At 54.1% G+C, this 18,138-nt stretch carries 18 protein-coding genes; 7 read left to right on the top strand and 11 right to left on the bottom strand.

Features of this window, described 5'->3' with window-relative positions; all coding sequences use genetic code 11:
• Window positions 1–6: 6 nt before the first annotated feature.
• The 6 genes from exbD (at window position 7) to SB725_RS01350 (ending at window position 6,381) form a co-directional block, all read left to right on the top strand.
• Window positions 7–435 carry a TonB system transport protein ExbD gene (gene exbD / locus SB725_RS01375; RefSeq protein WP_027926343.1) on the top strand — a complete coding sequence of 143 codons (429 nt, stop codon included), beginning with the start codon at window positions 7–9 and terminating at the stop codon, window positions 433–435.
• Window positions 432–1,181: an energy transducer TonB gene (locus SB725_RS01370; protein WP_310262518.1), complete on the top strand. Its 750-nt coding sequence runs from the start codon at window positions 432–434 to the stop codon at window positions 1,179–1,181. Before exbD ends, SB725_RS01370 begins: the two co-directional genes overlap by 4 nt.
• 200 nt (window positions 1,182–1,381) lie before the next feature.
• Window positions 1,382–2,311, top strand: coding sequence for a hydrogen peroxide-inducible genes activator (locus SB725_RS01365; RefSeq protein WP_027926341.1), 930 nt, complete (start codon window positions 1,382–1,384; stop codon window positions 2,309–2,311).
• A gap of 9 nt (window positions 2,312–2,320) precedes the next feature.
• On the top strand, window positions 2,321–4,396 hold the full coding sequence (gene recG, locus SB725_RS01360; RefSeq protein ID WP_410921183.1) for an ATP-dependent DNA helicase RecG: 2,076 nt from the start codon (window positions 2,321–2,323) through the stop codon (window positions 4,394–4,396).
• Between the two features lie 78 nt (window positions 4,397–4,474).
• Window positions 4,475–5,875 (top strand): aminoacyl-tRNA deacylase and HDOD domain-containing protein, encoded by a 1,401-nt coding sequence (locus tag SB725_RS01355; protein WP_027926339.1) that lies wholly within the window; start codon window positions 4,475–4,477, stop codon window positions 5,873–5,875.
• A gap of 248 nt (window positions 5,876–6,123) precedes the next feature.
• Window positions 6,124–6,381: a hypothetical protein gene (locus SB725_RS01350; RefSeq protein ID WP_059181949.1), complete on the top strand. Its 258-nt coding sequence runs from the start codon at window positions 6,124–6,126 to the stop codon at window positions 6,379–6,381.
• Window positions 6,382–6,460: 79 nt separating this feature from the next.
• Here SB725_RS01350 and SB725_RS01345 read toward each other — a convergent pair whose 3' ends face one another.
• The gene (locus SB725_RS01345; RefSeq protein WP_194940484.1) at window positions 6,461–6,838 is read right to left on the bottom strand and encodes an SCP2 sterol-binding domain-containing protein; all 378 of its coding nucleotides are present in this window, start codon (window positions 6,836–6,838) and stop codon (window positions 6,461–6,463) included.
• 502 nt (window positions 6,839–7,340) lie between these two features.
• Between SB725_RS01345 and SB725_RS01340 the strand changes: the two genes are divergently transcribed.
• Entirely contained in the window at window positions 7,341–7,724 is a 384-nt protein-coding gene (locus tag SB725_RS01340) for a DUF6124 family protein (protein WP_102599722.1), read from the top strand.
• Between the two features lie 56 nt (window positions 7,725–7,780).
• On the opposite strand, the gene SB725_RS01335 is transcribed toward SB725_RS01340, so the two are convergent.
• The 10 genes from SB725_RS01335 to SB725_RS01290 all read right to left on the bottom strand — a co-directional run bounded on the left by SB725_RS01335 (window position 7,781) and on the right by SB725_RS01290 (window position 18,122).
• Window positions 7,781–8,281 carry a hypothetical protein gene (locus SB725_RS01335; protein ID WP_324188017.1) on the bottom strand — a complete coding sequence of 167 codons (501 nt, stop codon included), beginning with the start codon at window positions 8,279–8,281 and terminating at the stop codon, window positions 7,781–7,783.
• Window positions 8,278–8,877 carry a hypothetical protein gene (locus SB725_RS01330; protein WP_228758825.1) on the bottom strand — a complete coding sequence of 200 codons (600 nt, stop codon included), beginning with the start codon at window positions 8,875–8,877 and terminating at the stop codon, window positions 8,278–8,280. Before SB725_RS01330 ends, SB725_RS01335 begins: the two co-directional genes overlap by 4 nt.
• 84 nt (window positions 8,878–8,961) lie before the next feature.
• Window positions 8,962–9,552, bottom strand: coding sequence for a lysozyme inhibitor LprI family protein (locus tag SB725_RS01325; protein WP_194940485.1), 591 nt, complete (start codon window positions 9,550–9,552; stop codon window positions 8,962–8,964).
• 475 nt (window positions 9,553–10,027) lie between these two features.
• Window positions 10,028–10,309 (bottom strand): hypothetical protein, encoded by a 282-nt coding sequence (locus SB725_RS01320; RefSeq protein WP_228758826.1) that lies wholly within the window; start codon window positions 10,307–10,309, stop codon window positions 10,028–10,030.
• A 101-nt stretch (window positions 10,310–10,410) separates the two neighbouring features.
• Window positions 10,411–10,833 (bottom strand): DUF2235 domain-containing protein, encoded by a 423-nt coding sequence (locus SB725_RS01315; RefSeq protein WP_194940486.1) that lies wholly within the window; start codon window positions 10,831–10,833, stop codon window positions 10,411–10,413.
• The gene (locus SB725_RS01310) at window positions 10,818–11,438 is read right to left on the bottom strand and encodes a DUF3304 domain-containing protein (protein WP_410921182.1); all 621 of its coding nucleotides are present in this window, start codon (window positions 11,436–11,438) and stop codon (window positions 10,818–10,820) included. Before SB725_RS01310 ends, SB725_RS01315 begins: the two co-directional genes overlap by 16 nt.
• Before the next feature lie 376 nt (window positions 11,439–11,814).
• Window positions 11,815–12,318, bottom strand: a complete 504-nt coding sequence (locus SB725_RS01305) for a hypothetical protein (RefSeq protein WP_410921181.1) — start codon at window positions 12,316–12,318, stop codon at window positions 11,815–11,817.
• 90 nt (window positions 12,319–12,408) lie between these two features.
• A complete protein-coding gene (locus SB725_RS01300; RefSeq protein ID WP_194940488.1) occupies window positions 12,409–13,362 on the bottom strand; it encodes a hypothetical protein in 954 nt (317 codons plus the stop codon).
• Window positions 13,359–16,028: a hypothetical protein gene (locus tag SB725_RS01295; protein ID WP_228758828.1), complete on the bottom strand. Its 2,670-nt coding sequence runs from the start codon at window positions 16,026–16,028 to the stop codon at window positions 13,359–13,361. Before SB725_RS01295 ends, SB725_RS01300 begins: the two co-directional genes overlap by 4 nt.
• 51 nt (window positions 16,029–16,079) lie before the next feature.
• Complete coding sequence (locus tag SB725_RS01290; protein WP_410921179.1) at window positions 16,080–18,122, bottom strand: type VI secretion system tip protein VgrG; 2,043 nt, start codon at window positions 18,120–18,122, stop codon at window positions 16,080–16,082.
• Window positions 18,123–18,138 lie beyond the last annotated feature (16 nt).

The following is an 18,138-nucleotide window of genomic DNA, read 5'->3' as shown; positions in this document are numbered from 1 at the left end:
TCAGCCATGGGCTTGCATTTGAGAGAAGGCGCAGACGACGATCTGGCCGAGAACCACGAAATCAACGTCACGCCGTTCATCGACGTGATGCTGGTGCTGTTGATTATCTTCATGGTGGCCGCCCCGCTGGCCACCGTGGACATCAAGGTCGACCTGCCCGCCTCCACCGCCAAACCGGCACCACGTCCGGAAAAACCAGTGTTCCTCAGCGTCAAGGCTGACCAGCGCCTGTTCCTCGGCGAAGAAGAAGTGAAGGCCGAAGCCCTCGGCGCCACACTGGACGCCAAGACAAAGGGCAAGAAAGACACAACGATCTTCTTCCAGGCTGACAAAGGCGTGGATTACGGCGACCTGATGAGCGTGATGGATAACCTGCGCTCCGCCGGTTACCTGAAGGTGGGTCTGGTCGGGCTCGAGTCGGCAGTCAAGAAATGATCACGACGCGCCATAAGCTGACGCGTTACAGCGCGAGCCTGGCCGTGGTGCTGGGCGTTCATGCACTGGCCATCGCGCTGGCGCTGAACTGGACGTCGCGCCCGCCGATTGAGCTGCCGCCGCAGGCCATGATGGTTGAGCTGGCACCGGTCCCGGCGCCGCCACCGCCCGCGCCGCCGAAGGTCATCACGCCGCCGCAGCCACCGGCCCCGGTGGAAGAACTGCCGATCCCGAAACTGGCTGAGGCGCCGAAAGCCGAGATTGCCGTGCCCAAGCCGGTCAAACCCAAGCCCAAGCCGCAACCGCCCAAGCCCGTGGAAAAGAAGCCGGAGCCGCCGAAGGAAAAGCCGTCCGAGGCTAAACCGAGCGACGCACAACCGACTCAGGCGCCTACCGAACAATCCGCACAACCGGCACCGGGTCCATCGCCGGCGCAGCAGGCTGCCAAGGCCAGCTGGCAAAGCGAATTGCTCGCTCACCTCGCCAAACACAAGAAATACCCGGACGCTGCACGGCTGCGGAACAAGGAAGGCGTGAACCGTTTGCGCTTTGTCGTGGATGCGCAAGGGAATGTGTTGTCATTCCAACTGGAGAGCCCTTCCGGCAATTCCGATCTGGACCGCGCCACCTTGCAAATGATCCGTGACGCCCAGCCGCTGCCCAAGCCACCGGCTGACATGCTCACCAACGGCACTATCGAAATCACGGCCCCGTTCCTGTATTCCATAGACAAACGCCGCCGCTAGAAGCAATACCGAGCCAAGCTCGCTCCCACAGGGTTCTCCCCCAGCAGGAATGTCCGCGATAAGGCACCGAAAGGTGCCTTTCGCGTATCTGCCAGCGGCAAACACGCATTACCCAGTGTCACTCAACACACTCACTCTGATAACGTGCGTCTATCGATTGCAGCCGTTATGCTTGGCGCGCAACTTCATGGACGCTTGCTATGACTCTCACAGAATTACGCTACATCGTTACCCTCGCCCAAGAGCAGCATTTCGGCCATGCGGCCGAGCGTTGCCACGTCAGTCAACCGACCCTGTCGGTGGGCGTGAAAAAGCTTGAAGACGAACTCGGTGTGCTGATTTTCGAGCGCAGCAAGAGCGCCGTGCGCCTGACTCCGGTCGGCGAAGGCATCGTGGCCCAGGCGCAAAAAGTCCTGGAACAAGCCCAAGGCATCCGCGAACTGGCCCAGGCCGGTAAAAACCAGCTGACTGCCCCGCTGAAAGTCGGCGCCATCTACACCGTCGGCCCGTACCTGTTCCCGCACCTGATTCCGCAACTGCACCGGGTCGCCCCGCAGATGCCGTTGTACATCGAAGAAAACTTCACCCACGTGCTGCGCGACAAACTGCGCAACGGCGAGCTCGACGCGATCATCATCGCCCTGCCATTCAACGAAGCCGACGTCCTGACCTTGCAGCTCTACGACGAGCCGTTCTACGTCCTGATGCCGGCCCAGCACCCGTGGACGCAAAAAGAATCCATTGACGCCAGCCTGCTCAACGACAAGAGCCTGCTGCTGCTCGGCGAAGGCCACTGCTTCCGCGATCAAGTGCTGGAAGCCTGCCCGACCCTGACCAAAGGCAACGACGGCGCCAAACACACCACGGTGGAATCCAGCTCCCTGGAAACCATTCGCCACATGGTCGCTTCCGGCCTCGGCATCTCGATCCTGCCGCTGTCGGCCGTCGACAGCCATCACTACGCCCCCGGCGTGATCGAAGTGCGCCCACTGACGCCGCCGGTGCCGTTCCGCACCGTGGCCATCGCCTGGCGCGCCAGCTTCCCGCGGCCGAAGGCGATTGAAATCCTCGCTGACTCCATTCGCCTGTGCTCGGTGGCCAAGCCGTCCGTGCCGGTGGTGGCGGCGTAAGTTGCTGTCATGACCGAGTTGTCGCAAGTGTCGGTGACGGCACTCAAGGGTGTCGGCGAGGCCATGGCCGAGAAGCTGGCCAAGGTCGGCCTGGAGAATCTCCAGGACGTGCTGTTCCACCTGCCGCTGCGTTATCAGGACCGCACCCGTGTGGTCCCGATTGGCCATTTGCGACCCGGCCAGGACGCCGTGATCGAAGGCACCGTCAGCGGCGCCGACGTGGTCATGGGCCGTCGCCGCAGCCTCGTCGTGCGTCTGCAGGACGGCACCGGCGGGCTCAGTCTGCGCTTCTACCATTTCAGCAACGCCCAGAAAGAAGGCCTCAAACGCGGCACGCGGATTCGCTGCTACGGCGAAGCGCGGCCCGGTGCGTCGGGTCTGGAAATCTACCACCCGGAATACCGCGCCATTACCGGCGACGAGCCACCGCCGGTGGACGAAACCCTGACCCCGGTCTACCCGCTCACCGAAGGCCTGACCCAGCAGCGCTTGCGCCAACTGTGCATGCAAACCCTGACCATGCTCGGCCCGACCAGCCTGCCCGACTGGCTGCCGACCGAACTCGCTCGTGACTATCAACTCGCGCCGCTGGCCGATGCGATCCGCTACCTGCATCACCCGCCTGCCGATGCCGACGTCGATGAACTCGCCCTCGGCCATCACTGGGCGCAGCACCGCCTGGCCTTTGAAGAGTTGCTGACCCATCAACTGTCCCAGCAACGGCTGCGGGAAAGCATGCGTTCCCTGCGCGCACCGGCCATGCCAAAAGCCACCCAACTCCCGGCCAAGTACCTGGCCAATCTGGGCTTCGCACCGACCGGCGCACAGCAACGGGTCGGCAACGAAATCGCCTACGACCTGAGCCAGCACGAACCGATGCTGCGGCTGATTCAGGGCGACGTTGGCGCCGGTAAAACCGTGGTCGCCGCCCTCGCCGCGCTCCAAGCGCTGGAGGCCGGTTACCAGGTCGCGCTGATGGCGCCCACCGAGATCCTCGCCGAGCAGCACTTCATCACCTTCAAGCGCTGGCTCGAACCGCTGGGCATTGAAGTCGCGTGGCTGGCCGGCAAGCTCAAGGGCAAGAACCGCGCCGCCGCGCTGGAACAGATCGCCAGCGGCACGCCGATGGTGGTCGGCACCCACGCGCTGTTCCAAGACGAAGTGCAGTTCAAGAACCTCGCGCTGGTGATCATCGACGAACAACACCGCTTCGGCGTGCAGCAGCGTCTGGCGTTACGACAGAAAGGTGTCGGCGGGCGCATGTGTCCGCATCAACTGATCATGACCGCCACACCGATTCCGCGGACGCTGGCCATGAGCGCCTACGCCGACCTCGACACCTCGATCCTCGACGAACTGCCGCCCGGCCGGACCCCGGTCAACACCGTGTTGATCACCGACACCCGGCGCGTTGAAGTCATCGAACGGGTGCGCGGCGCCTGTGCCGAAGGGCGTCAGGCCTATTGGGTGTGCACGCTGATTGAAGAGTCAGAAGAGCTGACCTGCCAGGCCGCCGAAACCACTTACGAAGACCTCACCGCCGCCCTCGGCGAGTTGAAGGTCGGGCTGATCCACGGCCGCATGAAGCCGGTGGAAAAAGCCGCCGTGATGGCCGAATTCAAGGCCGGCAACCTGCAACTGCTGGTTGCGACCACCGTGATCGAAGTCGGCGTCGACGTCCCGAACGCCAGCCTGATGATCATCGAAAACCCTGAACGCCTCGGCCTCGCGCAATTGCACCAGTTGCGTGGCCGTGTCGGTCGAGGCAGCGCGGCCAGCCATTGCGTGCTGCTTTACCATCCGCCGCTGTCGCAAATCGGTCGTCAACGCCTCGGTATCATGCGTGAAACCAACGACGGTTTTGTCATCGCCGAAAAGGACCTCGAACTGCGCGGCCCCGGCGAAATGCTCGGCACGCGCCAGACCGGCCTACTGCAATTCAAGGTCGCCGACCTGATGCGTGATGCCGATTTATTGCCCGCCGTGCGCGACGCCGCCCAGGCATTGCTGGAGCGCTGGCCGGACCACGTCAGCCCGCTGCTCGACCGCTGGCTGCGCCATGGGCAGCAATACGGCCAAGTGTGAGCACCGTCGCAGTTTGTGGACGATGCTTTTAAACAAGCTGGTTATACTCCTGCAATTGTTTGAATACGGATACAGACCATGACTGAAGCTGCCCTCGCCCCGGAACCCCTGCACGCTCCGTCTGTTATTCGGTTGCTGCTGGGCAAGCTGGGCATTGCCTACGAAGAAGTGCTGGACCACCACGGCTTGAACGCCTCGCGCAAAGTACAGGCCGTGTTGCTGGACGATGCCGTCGGCGCGCTGATGGTGCTGTTTGCGCAAAGCCAATTGCTCGACCTCAATCGCCTCGCTGAACTGACCGGCCGCCGCCTCACTGCCGTGCCCACCGAACGCTTGGTGAAGATGCTCGGCAAACACAGCTTGAGCCTGTTACCCGGCCTGCCGGCGTTGACCAGTTCGCCGTGCCTGTACGAAGAAAGCCTGCTGCGCCAACCGAAGTTGCTGATCAACTCGGGCGAGCCGGGCCTGCTGCTGGAAATCACCAGCGAAGATTTCAAGACCATGCTGACCAAGGCCAGCGCCGCCAACTTCGGCGAGAACCTGACCAGCATCCGCCCCAACCTCGACCGTCCCGACGATGACCGCAAGGAAATCACCCAGGCCGTTCAAGTGTTCACCGCGCGACGCATCCAGCAACGCCTGGAAGAGACCATCGAGATTCCGCCGCTGGCCGAGACCGCACAGAAAATCATCAAACTGCGCGTCGACCCCAACGCCACCATCGACGACATCACCGGCGTCGTCGAAACCGATCCGGCGCTGGCCGCGCAAGTCGTCAGCTGGGCCGCGTCGCCGTACTACGCCTCGCCGGGCAAGATTCGTTCAGTAGAAGACGCGATTGTGCGGGTCCTGGGTTTCGACCTGGTGATCAACCTCGCGCTCGGCCTGGCTCTGGGCAAAACCCTGAGCCTGCCCAAAGACCACCCGCAACACGCCACGCCGTACTGGCAGCAATCGATCTACACCGCCGCCGTCATCGAAGGCCTGACCCGCGCCATGCCGCGGGCCCAGCGCCCGGAAGCCGGCCTGACCTACCTCGCCGGCCTGCTGCACAACTTCGGCTACTTGTTGCTGGCCCACGTCTTCCCGCCGCACTTCTCGCTGATCTGCCGTCACCTGGAAGTCAACCAGCACCTGTGCCACAGCTACGTCGAGCAACACCTGCTCGGCATCAGCCGCGAACAGATCGGCTCATGGCTGATGCGCTACTGGGACATGCCCGACGAACTGGCCACCGCCCTGCGCTTCCAGCACGACCCGCACTACGACGGCGACTACGCCGAGTACCCGAACCTCGTGTGTTTGGCGGTGCGTTTGCTGCGTAGTCGTGGGATTGGCTCCGGGCCGGATGAAGACATCCCCGACGCCCTGCTGGAACGCGTCGGCCTGAGCCGCGACAAAGCCAACGACGTGGTCAGCAAAGTTCTAGAGGCTGAAGTGCTGCTGCGCGAACTGGCTTCGCAATTCACACAGGCCTAAAAAAAACCGCTCCCACACTCGGTCTAATGTGGGAGCGGGCTTGCTCGCGAAGAATCCCCCGCCGATCTACCTGATTCACCACAAGACCCTGTAGGAGTGAGCCTGCTCGCGATGAATCCAACTCGGTATCTCTGAATCACCACAAGCCCCTGTGGGAGCGAGCCTGCTCGCGAAGAATACCCCGCGGTTTATCTGATCACCTCAAACCTGCGCCCCGCTATGATGCGACTGCCAATTGAGCGCTTCCGATGACCCAAACAGCGGCTGTCAGTGTTGCAAGTCAAATCCGCAAACTTGCTAACGATCACAAGGTTACTGCTGATCCTGACGGCATGAGCCGTATAGCCGTGATCATTACCCGTATGACTGGCGATGTCGTTGAGTTGGATGGCATCGAGCAACTGCTCGTCAATCTCAAGAGAAAGGGTGTTCTCAGCAAGTCTGAGATCCTGGCGCTGCAAGGGCGCTATCTTCAGGAGAGGCGTGCGCAGAAACGTAGCTCATGAGTCTTAATCCGCTCAGCGACTTAGAGGCCGCCCAGCCACTCGACGGCGGCGAGCCTTCTGAGTCGAATGGCTGAATGACCTATGCCTTAGCCTTCCTAGGCTTCAAATACTTGGTCAACCCCTGGAACCACATCACCAACGCCGGGTTGCCCTTGATCTGAATCGACTTGTCCTGAATCCCCGTCATAAACGCCAACTGCTTGTTCTTCGCCTGCATCGTGGCAAAGCCATACGCCGCATCTTTGAACGCAATCGCAAACGCCGGCTCGGCATACACGCCCGACTTGCTGGTAATGCGCTGATCCTTCACAAAGAAATGCCGCGCCACCTTCCCGTCCAGGGTCTGTAGCTGGAACACCAATTCCTTGTCACCCAACTGCTGCTGAAACGCAGGATTAGTCCGACTGGCCTTACCCATCAACAAACCCAGCATCCACAGTAGAAAACGAAATTTCATGCGCACAGCCTCAAGAGAAAAGTGAACGGCCGGCGCAGTGTAGCGGCTTCAAGCGAGAACGCCACTGTTGTGCAGCGATAGAAGAAGATGCCGTGGTTTTTGACGCTGATGACTACCAAGTCATTGACGAAACGAGGGTGTTTAAAAGCGTGAGGATTTTGATGTTTCTACGCTCGACTCCCTCGGATATTTCCTTCAACACGTGGTGCTGTTCGTGAACTAGGCAGCCTTTGGCTTCGCCGATAGTCTTTGTTCGTTACCGCAAAATCGGTGACACGGACGTGCAAGTCCGGTACATATCGCCGCACGGTCGCCAAACCGAACATCAAGCGTCTTTCAGCTTGATGTAAATGCTTCATGGCGGCTGTGCGTGGGAGGTCCCTTTGGGGTCTGCCGGGGTCCGATATGCCCGGTCTTGCACACCTGCGCACGGCTGCCACCCTTATTCGAATGCAAGCGAAGAGTAGACAGCTACATCTAAAACACATATCGGAAATTACTAATGATCAAGCCAACACCGAATCCACCAGCAAACGAAGCCACCTCCCCCTACGAATCCCTCGATTCGAAGAAACTCCACGAAGCCGCCGAACGCGCCCTCAACCACCATTTCGCCCCACCACCAGGCGATAAACCCAAGCCTCGCAAAGGCAACCTCTTCGCCGTCTCCCCCGACATCGACACCGAAGCCCTCCTGGCCAACGCCTCGGAAGACCTGCTATCCATCAGCGCCATCGCCGCCAACCTGGCCGACGACGTGGACGGAGCACGTCGCTCCTTAGCTTTGGCGCTTAGCAGATTGGCGGATGGGGTCCGGTTGTTGGTGGAGCGAGCGCTGGATCACATTGATTCGCCGAATCCGGCGGAGCATCGGGCGAAGGTGTAACGGAGCCACGGGATAAAAAAAGGGGATGTTGAGTCCCCTTTCTTGATGATCTCGACTCACCACTGACAGCCTGCCTCTGGTGACGCCTCCATGCTGATATCTTGATCGAACGAATACTTCTTACCGGATTTGTAATTCGTGTAGTACATCGAGTTTACCCGAGCCCCCTGAGTTGCCCTTTCATACTCCCCCGTCACCACACCGTCAGAAACCTCCACCCAAGTCGTCGTGAACTGATACGGCCCGTCTTCCGTCATGACTTCTTCCTCAGTGTTCCGATAGACGAGAGGAATGGCCTTCTTCGACTTGCTATACCTAACCCCGGCGCCTCCCCATTTGATGACCGAGTCGTAATAGGTTCTGAATTCGAAATTGATGTTTTTGCCTTCCAGCGAACGAAAACAAGAAACCTCAGTTGTGACTTCGCTGTAAGCCGCCATCGGGCAGAGGAGCAACAACGCAATAAAAAACACAGACAAAGATTTCAAATCGATCATTCCTTTAGCGGTGTTGTCCGTCAACGTTACGACCGAAAGCCTCTGAACTACCGTGGTCACTGTTGAATACCAATGCGACGACCGGGCTCCCGCTTTTGATCTGCAACAGCCTTTCCATCAAGTGCTGCCAAACGCTTTTTAATACTCGCCGCGTCCTTGTAAGCGCATACCACGTCTACCCCCCTCTCCAGATCTCTACCGTCGCGACAGTTCTGCAATTCAGGATCTGACGGATCACCGCGAAAAAACTTCAAAGACAACTGGTTGCCGTTTTTAATGAGCGGCAGCTCTAATACTGAATAGGAAAAGCCCTCGAAGCTAATGTACGACTCTTTGCTTTTCCCCAGCACAAACATGGATTTCCCCGCCCGCTCCGGGGTCTTTCGCTCGAAGAAAAACACCGACACAACCTGCTCATCTTCCAGCTTCCACACATAGTTCAGCGTTGGCTTCGTTGCGTTTACTGGTGAGTAGAAAATTTCGGCGTCAGGAACGTGGACCTCTGTCGCCTGATCTTTCAGATTGTTCTTAAAAAAGTACACCATGATCTTTTGATCGCCCACGGATGCCACTACAGGCGGATGCAGCTCACCAATGGTTTGCGGGTCGCTTGCCGATGCCGGTTGAATTGGTAAGCCAACCATGAGTCCGAGCACGCAGGCATACCTTAAAAGCCTTTCCAATTTCAGCTACCTTCCTTGGTGATACACGAATCGAACAATTCATATCTTTGCTTGTACTTACATGGATTCAGGCGGGCCGCATTTCAGCTCTTTGATTTGCGAGTCCTGAATCGGAATTACACAGGCACGACGCTCCTCACCATTGCCACGAAGTTCCGACAAGCTGAGCGTCACGTGCAACCCGTCCGCATGAAACTCAAGGTTTTCGAACCCGGCATAGGAATAACCATCCCAAAACGATTTGCCGTCAAAGCTGCAGAACCGCGCAGATGACAGTACTCTCCAGCCGCCGTCAGGCGCAAGGATCTGGGCGTTGAGACAAACGCTGCCGAAGGTAGTCACATAGCGAGCCACAACATCACCGTAGCGTTGTGAGCCCGCCGTAAACACCTTGTTAAGATCGAGCAAGTCGCCCGACCTATCCGTCACGATCCCGTCCAGATAAACAGCACGCTCCAAACTCATTCTGGCAATGCAGTTATTGATCGTCGTGGCATGCGCCGCTGTACCAGGCTCGATATCCATGGCTTCAAGCGGGCAAGTGGTGTCTCGCAACTTGATCCAGGCCCGCTGGGAATCTCTGGCAATAGCCATGAACGCTTTCCCTTGTTCCGTATCACGCTTTTGCTGAGCCTCAAATCGCGCCATCAGTTTTTTGTAAGGAAAAGGGGACGGATTTATTTATTGGAGACCGCATATCATAAATAAATCCGTCCCCTTTTCACCCTGAAATGCGCGACAAGGAAGCCGCTGGCTGCACTTTTGCCCACTACCTCCCAATCACTACGAAAACCGTGAATCCGGGGACAAGCCACGTTTACGCACAAGTGATAGAGCGTGGTGTTCCCCTATGGCACGCAAAAAATTGCCAGCCATCACTATTTAGCAGCGTTAATATAGGACTTGATCAAACCTGCATTAACATAAGGGAAATGTTGCTCCTCACCTTCTTGATACCCTTCCATCCCACTCAAGTTCTTATCAAACCTGACAAGCTTATTCACAACCAATTTATTGTCCGAACCTTTTTCATACCCATAAACTTGATAAAGGGTTCCGTACGTTCCAATTCCTCTGCTCGTGATTTCCCAAGAAACCAAAACCAGTACATTTTTCTTACCCTTTACCGGATAAAAAAAATCGACTCGATTTTTGGGTCCGAGCCCGCCACATCATATTTATCGACAAGACTTCTATTTTTTTTATTATCGACACCAACAACATCCAAAACCAAAGAAACCGGAAACTCTGCGCTCCCTGTCTGCAAAAAGGACAGCTCCCCTCCCTTTACAACATTAGTTTTAAACGGCCCCTGAATCACTCGACCCTGAAGGTAATCTACATCTTGAGCACTGCTGGAATTTGATATAAGAAAAACGAAAGCAAACATAAAAAAACGGAGCATAGCGAATGACCTCTTAGTTAATATTCATTAGTGCAGCGAGGGCTTGGTATCAGGGGAAAAGCGGGAAAAGGGGACGGATTTATTTATTGGAGACCGCATCATCATAAATAAATCCGTCCCCTTTTCACCGGAAAAACTGTCCCGACACTGGGACAATAATATTTTAGAAATCCCTCACTCTGCGTATCAGGGTTTGCCCCCAAACTTGCGTGAAAAAGCCGAGCGATATTGCTTCGAGAATTGGGTGTTGACGAGCCGTCTGCTTGATCGTTGTTATTGGTGCCATCAAAAGCCAATGTGATATGTAATGTTTTACAGCAAGGCACCCCGCTATTTGCCTGCCCCTTAGTTTGAGCAAGCTTGCGTTGATTATTACCAAATACTCTTTCGTCTTTTTTCTGCTGTTGTATGTTCTTCGACAACTGTCCCGGATCATTTGGCAACCGACGCGTAAGAGGAAAGCTTGGGGCAATTAGTGCTCCCTCCGGCGGAGGAGCACCATCTGCCATCAATGATTCGAACATGAGGTCGGCTCCTTAGCTTGAAAGTACGCTCTATCTGGATAATTTGGATTGCCGGGTGTGAAGCAAGTCGTGGATACTTTTACCTGGTCGCAGGGAAGAAAGTGAACCTGTAACGCACATAGTTTTTCGGCGTACTTGGGAATCTCAACCGTAGCTGTATGGTGAGAGTAACCAGAGGAGTGACGAACTGCAGCCTCTTTAACAATTTGCCCATACTGATCACGTTTGAGGGATTGGTATGGCTTTGGATCTTTGTCCCACTCGATAATCGCTCTAATTCCAGGATTCCACTGAACGGGTAGTGTGCCACAGCAAACTTCACCTCCACCTTGATTTGCTGGAATCCGTGGACCACCGGCACCGTTAATACTAAATCTTATAATTTCTGCGGATGTATGGTTATAACCAGTAACCGGTGCAGACACCATTTCCGGACCAGCGTTGCACGCGCTTACGCAAAGCATTCCGACTGATAGGATTAATAATTTTCCAGGCCTATTAGAGTTAATATTTTTCCGATCTAAATACTGCCTTCCTACAAACAGCTCTACCATCAACGTCGCGCAGCAGCGAACTGACTTAATAACACCTGTTAATACTGACATACCTTCGGTTCCTCCATGTTCATCGGGCAATTAATAAAACACCCGGAGATCCGGGTTTAATCCACTCACGGGGAAAAGGGGACGGATTTATTTATTGGAGACCGCATCATCATAAATAAATCCGTCCCCTTTTCACCTGTGCATGAGCCGAAATCATCGATGCCGCGAAAGCGGCGCTCACCAGTGCTACAGCAAACCTTTTAAACTTCGTTGTCACGGTTGACCCTCGACGCTACGACCGATCACAGGAGAAGAAGTAAAACCGCAGGGCAGATTTATTTATTAGAAAAAGGGGACTAGGAAAAGGGGATGGATTATTTATTGGCGACCGCATCATCATAAATAAATCCGTCAACTTTTCACTTTCAACCTCCACTTATCTTGACTCACCTTCATACAGCTTCGTTTCTGAATTGAAGCGCCAAAGATGGGGAGTAGTCAGCGGCTTTCCATCTCTGTGCATAATTTGATCTTGTTTATCTCTATTATAAGAATAGATCTGAATATCTTTATATGGAGTATTCTCTGGATGGCTATCTAGAACTTTTACATCTGCAAAGTAATCACCTCCCACATTCCTCAGAAAGCCTTGGCACTGGACAAAAAATCCGTAAGTAAAATCACCACTGGAACCCGCGTTAGAATATGAAAGAAAAATAAAATCCTTCACTCCATCACCATTGAAGTCTTCGTTATAGACGATTTCCCCTTCCTCAATTGAAAATTTCTCATCCTCAACCCGTGAAAGCAAATCGATTGTGCGTGAGTCTTCGGTCCACTGCGATAAAAAATGCTTAGGCCCTTCCGTGGGATAACAGACATCTACAGGGGCAGCGCGAGCAGCAGTAGCAAACAAAGCAAGAACAAAAAAGTACTTCATATATAAATTCGCGCTTTTCGAATTTGCTGCGAGACAGGCCAAACCTCCACATAACTGTTAAAGCTTGCCCCACCCCCTTTCATCTGCAATTCAATAAACTGTTAAAGGAAACATGAAGAAGCTATATTTTTTATTATCACCAGATTTTGATATCCACTCGCCTTTATAGCCATCACCATCTGCCTTACCAACAAACTGAGCCCGCGGGCTTTTTCCACCAGCTGCGTACTCAGTCAATTTCATGCTTCCTGCTTCGACACATCCATCAAAAACAATTTTCTCGGAGGAGCTCTTATATTTATAACTCCCTTCACTAGCACATGAAGTATTTTTTATGTCGCCGAGAAACCAGGTACTTTTGGAAACTCTTCCGACATACGTGATGGCCGTGCCATCAGACTTCAGTTTGCAGTTCGAATAACAAGCCATCTGAAAAAAATCGGGCTTATCCGTGTCGAAAAACAAATACGTAGCTGAATCGGCTGTTTCCCCTGCGCTATAAACAGGGATATTTATAGCGATATCTACACCCATGGACGAATCAGGCGTTTCTTTTCTTAGCTTCAGACTATTTCTGGCAGCTTTTCCACAAAATGCGCTTACTGCCGACTCACTAAATGCTTGATCCTTTGCATTGATTAGACTTCCTTCGCCGGCTCGGCATTCATATCCATACCAAGCAGCTACCGATGCCGCTGAAATGACCTGAGAAAAACTGTAGATCCTATCGACCACAACTTGCTGCTTACTGTAGGAGAACACTACCCAGCTACGGGACTTAGAGGATGAAAAGTCCAAATGCTCCAGAACATATTTATCACCATATATATAAAGCCAGTTAGCGCTCATCATCCCCGTATCCTCAGAGATTTCTGATAGCTTTTCACCTGTAACAGCATCAACTAAAAAACCGTCTTCATTGAGTACAACTTTGCAAGCTTGTGTTTTTTCTTTGCCGGCGCACGAATCATGACTGGGAAAAAATGGCTTCGCGTAACTTAAGGCGGGAACCAGAATGGCTAAAATCAAAACTAAAATCTTCAATTTTTAATTCTCTCTAAAAGATTTTCAAATTTTTGGGCATAAAATGCAATTACGTTTTTCTTGTCAGTCCCATTAATGATTCTACGAGCCGTAACATAATTTTTATTTCCAGGAGATAAATGCGCAGCAAGTGTCTCTCCTGCTTTGAATACCCCGCCCTTCATTCCGCCAATCATAATTCTAGTTGCATATTCTAACTCTAAAGCCAAATCTGGATTATTTGTAAAATCTATCCCCAAGGCTGCAGAAAACTTTTCATAGTTAGCTTTCCAGGTTATCTGACTAAGCCCACGACCCCGATACTTGTAGCCATCACCAATTTCAGTATTATGATAGTCCCTCGCCATAGCGGCCCTACGCCCTGTGGGGCCAGAACCGTAATCTATTTCAGCTTTTTCTTCACTGATTTTTTCAGCAATAGGGGCGAAGAAAACAACGCGATTAAAATCGTATGCCTCCACACGAATTGTGGCTAACATATAGGCCAAGTAAACATCATTGCACTCATCAAAGTACTCACCCCACAACTTCATCATCATCGCCAATAGCTTTTTCAGATTTTCTTCTGACTCTTGATTCAGAGAATAAGCCAGTGAAACATGAGTCACGTTGTCGTCTTCGAACCAGCCAAATACATGCCGATGTTCTTTTTTGTACTCTTCAACGAACTTCTCTATATTTAAGCACCCGCAAGAATACTTCATACAATTTGATATCAAGCCAACAGGGTGAATATGTTGTACGCTAGTAGTAGCAGTTATTCCATGCTGCCCAACCAACTTCGCCCACCAACTTAACCGTTCAATTCGTACCTTTTCTTCTACCCAAGCTTTATGAGGGTCAGAATCGCTGTGGCCAATAATTTCATCCAGGGCATCCCAGTTTTCTTTTTTGTAGTCCCATTCATTCTCATAACGCGTCACCATCTGCGATATGGGTTGAGAGAACCACGGTTTGCCCAACGCCTCCGCAATTTCAGACGGCGCCAGCTTTTTATCCCCATTCCTGTCGAGAATCTTGTACAGCGTCTCGCTAACAGAACCAGCGAGGGCGACCTCTACATTCGGAAGATACGATTCACGCTCTTGTTCATCGAGCCTATCTTGGGCATGCAGAAAAGCTGCTAGGTGGTCGACATTGCTCGTGGTTTCGTCAATAAAGTTGAACCCATTCCATTCAAAAGGAGAGTGCCGCGAGAGCACTGTGTCGGGTTCTGCAAACCATCCATCAATTCCATTACCATCTTTGTCACCTAATAACCCATCTAGGCGCCACCAATAGGTGGTGGAGGTCGATGTACCCATCACAACAGATTCTTTGATTTTCTTCTCCGCTGGCAATGCTTCAAGCAATCCAACAGGAATATAGAAGTCATACCCCACTTTATTACCTGGATCTGCTGCTTTAGGAGGGGTCGCGGCATTCATGTGTGGAGCATGAGTAACTAACCACGTGTCTACTGGTATCTTGACTAATGTCTTTTCAGCAGCGGGTAGGCCGACAGCCTTTTCTTTACTTTTACTAGTAAAAGATTTCACGTCCTCACAGCTGAAAACTTCGAGATGTAATAAATTCTTCGGGGCGGCATCTGCATGGGTCTGGTATTTTCCAACATGCCCCAACACCTCACCGGCCCTAACTTTGAAGGCCTGAGCCAGTGGAACTACCTGCCCAATAGGGGCATGGGGCTCGTTCTTGGCCTCCAAATCTTCAAGCCAAACAAATCCAGGCAATTTACCGTCGCCACCAGCCTTTAGAACTGGAATAGGCTGACCGCTTACGATCTCTACCAGCTTGCGATATTGTCTTGCGGCTTGTTCGTCGCTAATCCTAATCTGCGTACCCGCCGGTAAAAACGCGATCGGTTGCCCACTGCTAGTAGCATCGCGAACGTTAGCGCCGCTCTTTTGGTCTGGAGGAGCGTCTTTTGCTTCCTCTCCTACCAGATAGCTCTCACCCCCCAGATGTTTCATTTGCCCCTTAAATACCCATCCAGTGTTGACAGCCAAGCTTGGGAACTCAGGAGTGACGCTTACTACTTCAAGCCAGTTTTGGTTAGACGGTGCCGGTTTGGTGAGAATCTTAGTGCCACGGGGTAGTACGGCCAAAATGGGTGTTTGAGACGAATTTCCTTCACGAACCCTAAGCCCCAATGATTTGGTTCGAAGATTTTCCTTTACTTGATAAAGGCCTTTCCCCCAGAAACCCGGTGGTTTAAGCGTAGGATTCGTTTTATAGGTTTCCCAATCAAGTAGGTGCATATAGAGACTGAAGAAAGTCAGGCTCGGCCCAGTTGCAGCAGCCGCACCGGTAGCAGGAGCTGGCGTAGAAGGTGACGGAAGTTCAAGTCGATGCTTCACCAGCACAAACCCCGTCGAATAAACCGAGTGCGCCGAGCCAAAATCAGAAGTCGGATATTTCTCGTCAATTCGGTATGCGACGACCTCTCCATCAGCGATGCATCTGACCTCCGTCAAATCCTTCACCAACCCCGAAGCTTCATCGAAGTGAACACCACCATGCCAAAGGCCATTTGCCCCCAATGGGTAGTAACCATCTTTAGCTTTGGCTAACGCTTTGTAGAACTGCTGCGGATCGGTCGCTTCGGCTGTCCCTACTTTCAGGGGATACGACCATTTTTGAATTTTGTTTGTTGTCTCTGTCATTACCAATTACCTGAATTCTGATCCCTGGTGGCTTGGATTGCCGTCAATGTCTTACCCGGAAAAATTGAGCATTCGTTTCGGTTTGCGTTTGACCTGTTCCTCAGGCGCATTCCCCAACGCCTGATCCATCAAACTCCCCGCCTTATCCTTATCCGCAGCCCCCGGCAGCACCGGCGGCTTAATCCCAATCCCCGTCCCGCTCCCTGCCGAACCACCCGCATTAATCTTCACCACCGGCCCAACAACCGTCACACCACCGGCATCCAGCTTGATAAAGCTCCCTCCCCCCAAAATGGTGAGTTCGCTGCCAGCCTCGATAACAATCTTCGCCCCAGCCTTCAGGTGAATCTCTTTCCCAACGCTGGTCAGTTGAGCGGTGCCGAGCTTCACATGCTGGTTCTGCCCAATCGTCAGGTGATCATCCAGCCGCGCTTCAACCTTGCGGTCGGCGATGGTGGTGCGGTGTTCTTCGGCTTTCAGCTCGGTGTAGGTGTTCTTCACCACCGTGTCATGCCGTTCATTGCCAACGCGAATCTTCTGATCATGCTCAATGTTTTCATCCCAATCCCGCTGCGCATGAATAAAGATCTGCTCCGCACCCTTCTTGTCTTCAATCCGCAGTTCATTAAACCCACCGCCCCCCGGTGAGCTGAGGGTCTTGAACACGGTGCGGGTTTTGTTCGCCGGCAATTCGTAGGGGACCTGGTTTTCCTTGTGGTACAGGCACCCGGTCACCAACGGCTGATCGGGGTCGCCTTCGAGGAAGGTGACGAGGACTTCCATGCCGATGCGGGGAATGACGATGGCGCCATAGCGATCCCCGGCCCAACTTGAAGAAACGCGCATCCAGCAGCTGGTTTTGTCGTCGGCCAAGCCTTCGCGGTCCCAGTGGAATTGCACTTTGATGCGGCCGTACTGATCGCAGTGGATTTCTTCGCCCTTGGGCCCTGTGACCATGGCGGTCTGGCTGCCGAGGACGCGGGGTTTCGGGTGTTCCAGCGCTGGGCGGTAGAAGACGTTCCACGGGGTGGCGAGGAAGCGGTTGCGGTAGCCCTGGTGGAAGTCGTCTTTGTTGTCGGTGGTGTCGCTGGTCACGGACTCTTCGAGGACTTGCGGTTGTTTGCCTTCGTGGACGATTTCGGTGAGCAGCCAGAGGTCGTTCCACTCGGTGCGCGGGTGGTCGGACATTTCCAGGAAGTGGCCGCTGATCAGCCTGGTCTGGTCGCCGTGGCCTTCGGCTTGCTGGTAGTCGGCGCGGTGGCGTTCGAGGGCGCGTTGGCTGAGGAACTTGCCGCGCGCGCGATCGAGGAAGCGGCCAGGGTAGTCGTAATCTTCCAGATCCGGTTCGGTGCTTTCGCCGTCGGGTTTGTAGGCGGCTTCGAGTTGCAGCCGTGGTTTTTCGAAATCGTAGTCGCGGCGCGTGACGCGGCCGGTGCGGGTTTCGAGGCGCAGTTTGAAGCCTTTGATGACGGGCTCGTCGGCGACCATGCCGCTGCCTTGCACATACGCGGTTGGCTGGCCGAGTTTCGGGAACACGGTCTGGTCGTCGCCGAAGACCAGCAGATGGGCTTTGTCGCTGTGCTGGAAGTGGTAGTGAATGCCTTCCTCTTCGCACAGGCGCTGGACGAAGTGCAGGTCGGTTTCGTCGTACTGCACGCAGTAGTCGCGGTCCGGGCACGGTTGGCTGAGCTGGAAGCGGTAGGCGTTGCCTTTGATGCCGTGCTCTTCGAGGATCAGCGCGATGATTTTCGGCGCGGACATCTGCTGGTAAATGCGCTGGTTGGTGCGGTGATGCAGGTATTGCAGGTGCGGCACCAGGGAGATTTTGTAACGGGTCAGGCGCTTGCCGGCATCGCCTTGGGCGACGCGGTAGATCTGGCCGTGGATGCCGGAACCCTGTGGATCGAACGCCAGGAACGCCTGTTTGTGCAGGAGTTTTTCCAGGTCCAGATCGGGGTTTTCGCTGACCAGTTCGAGGTCGAAGCGATACGGCTGGCTGATGCCTTCGGTGCCGGTGAACGACAGCACTTGCAGGTCGCCGACGTAGTCTTCAACCGTCAGAGTGAAATGTGTTTCGTTAGCGAGGTTGAACATTGCTTGCTCCCTGTTC

It is taken from the genome of Pseudomonas sp. SIMBA_041 (assembly GCF_046535095.1).
Classification (GTDB): domain Bacteria; phylum Pseudomonadota; class Gammaproteobacteria; order Pseudomonadales; family Pseudomonadaceae; genus Aquipseudomonas; species Aquipseudomonas mucoides.
Note: the sequence above shows the minus strand (reverse complement) of the source record. Positions and strands in the feature narration are given on the sequence as shown.

What these genes read in the sequence shown, in the direction of transcription:
- exbD (WP_027926343.1), top strand. Translation starts at nt 7, where the DNA reads ATGGGCTTGCATTTGAGAGAAGGCGCAGACGACGATCTGGCCGAGAAC.
- SB725_RS01370 (WP_310262518.1), top strand. Translation starts at nt 432, where the DNA reads ATGATCACGACGCGCCATAAGCTGACGCGTTACAGCGCGAGCCTGGCC.
- SB725_RS01365 (WP_027926341.1), top strand. Translation starts at nt 1,382, where the DNA reads ATGACTCTCACAGAATTACGCTACATCGTTACCCTCGCCCAAGAGCAG.
- recG (WP_410921183.1), top strand. Translation starts at nt 2,321, where the DNA reads ATGACCGAGTTGTCGCAAGTGTCGGTGACGGCACTCAAGGGTGTCGGC.
- SB725_RS01355 (WP_027926339.1), top strand. Translation starts at nt 4,475, where the DNA reads ATGACTGAAGCTGCCCTCGCCCCGGAACCCCTGCACGCTCCGTCTGTT.
- SB725_RS01350 (WP_059181949.1), top strand. Translation starts at nt 6,124, where the DNA reads ATGACCCAAACAGCGGCTGTCAGTGTTGCAAGTCAAATCCGCAAACTT.
- SB725_RS01345 (WP_194940484.1), bottom strand. Translation starts at nt 6,838, where the DNA reads ATGAAATTTCGTTTTCTACTGTGGATGCTGGGTTTGTTGATGGGTAAG.
- SB725_RS01340 (WP_102599722.1), top strand. Translation starts at nt 7,341, where the DNA reads ATGATCAAGCCAACACCGAATCCACCAGCAAACGAAGCCACCTCCCCC.
- SB725_RS01325 (WP_194940485.1), bottom strand. Translation starts at nt 9,552, where the DNA reads ATGGCGCGATTTGAGGCTCAGCAAAAGCGTGATACGGAACAAGGGAAA.
- SB725_RS01320 (WP_228758826.1), bottom strand. Translation starts at nt 10,309, where the DNA reads ATGCTCCGTTTTTTTATGTTTGCTTTCGTTTTTCTTATATCAAATTCC.
- SB725_RS01315 (WP_194940486.1), bottom strand. Translation starts at nt 10,833, where the DNA reads ATGTTCGAATCATTGATGGCAGATGGTGCTCCTCCGCCGGAGGGAGCA.
- SB725_RS01310 (WP_410921182.1), bottom strand. Translation starts at nt 11,438, where the DNA reads ATGTCAGTATTAACAGGTGTTATTAAGTCAGTTCGCTGCTGCGCGACG.
- SB725_RS01305 (WP_410921181.1), bottom strand. Translation starts at nt 12,318, where the DNA reads ATGAAGTACTTTTTTGTTCTTGCTTTGTTTGCTACTGCTGCTCGCGCT.
- SB725_RS01295 (WP_228758828.1), bottom strand. Translation starts at nt 16,028, where the DNA reads ATGACAGAGACAACAAACAAAATTCAAAAATGGTCGTATCCCCTGAAA.
- SB725_RS01290 (WP_410921179.1), bottom strand. Translation starts at nt 18,122, where the DNA reads ATGTTCAACCTCGCTAACGAAACACATTTCACTCTGACGGTTGAAGAC.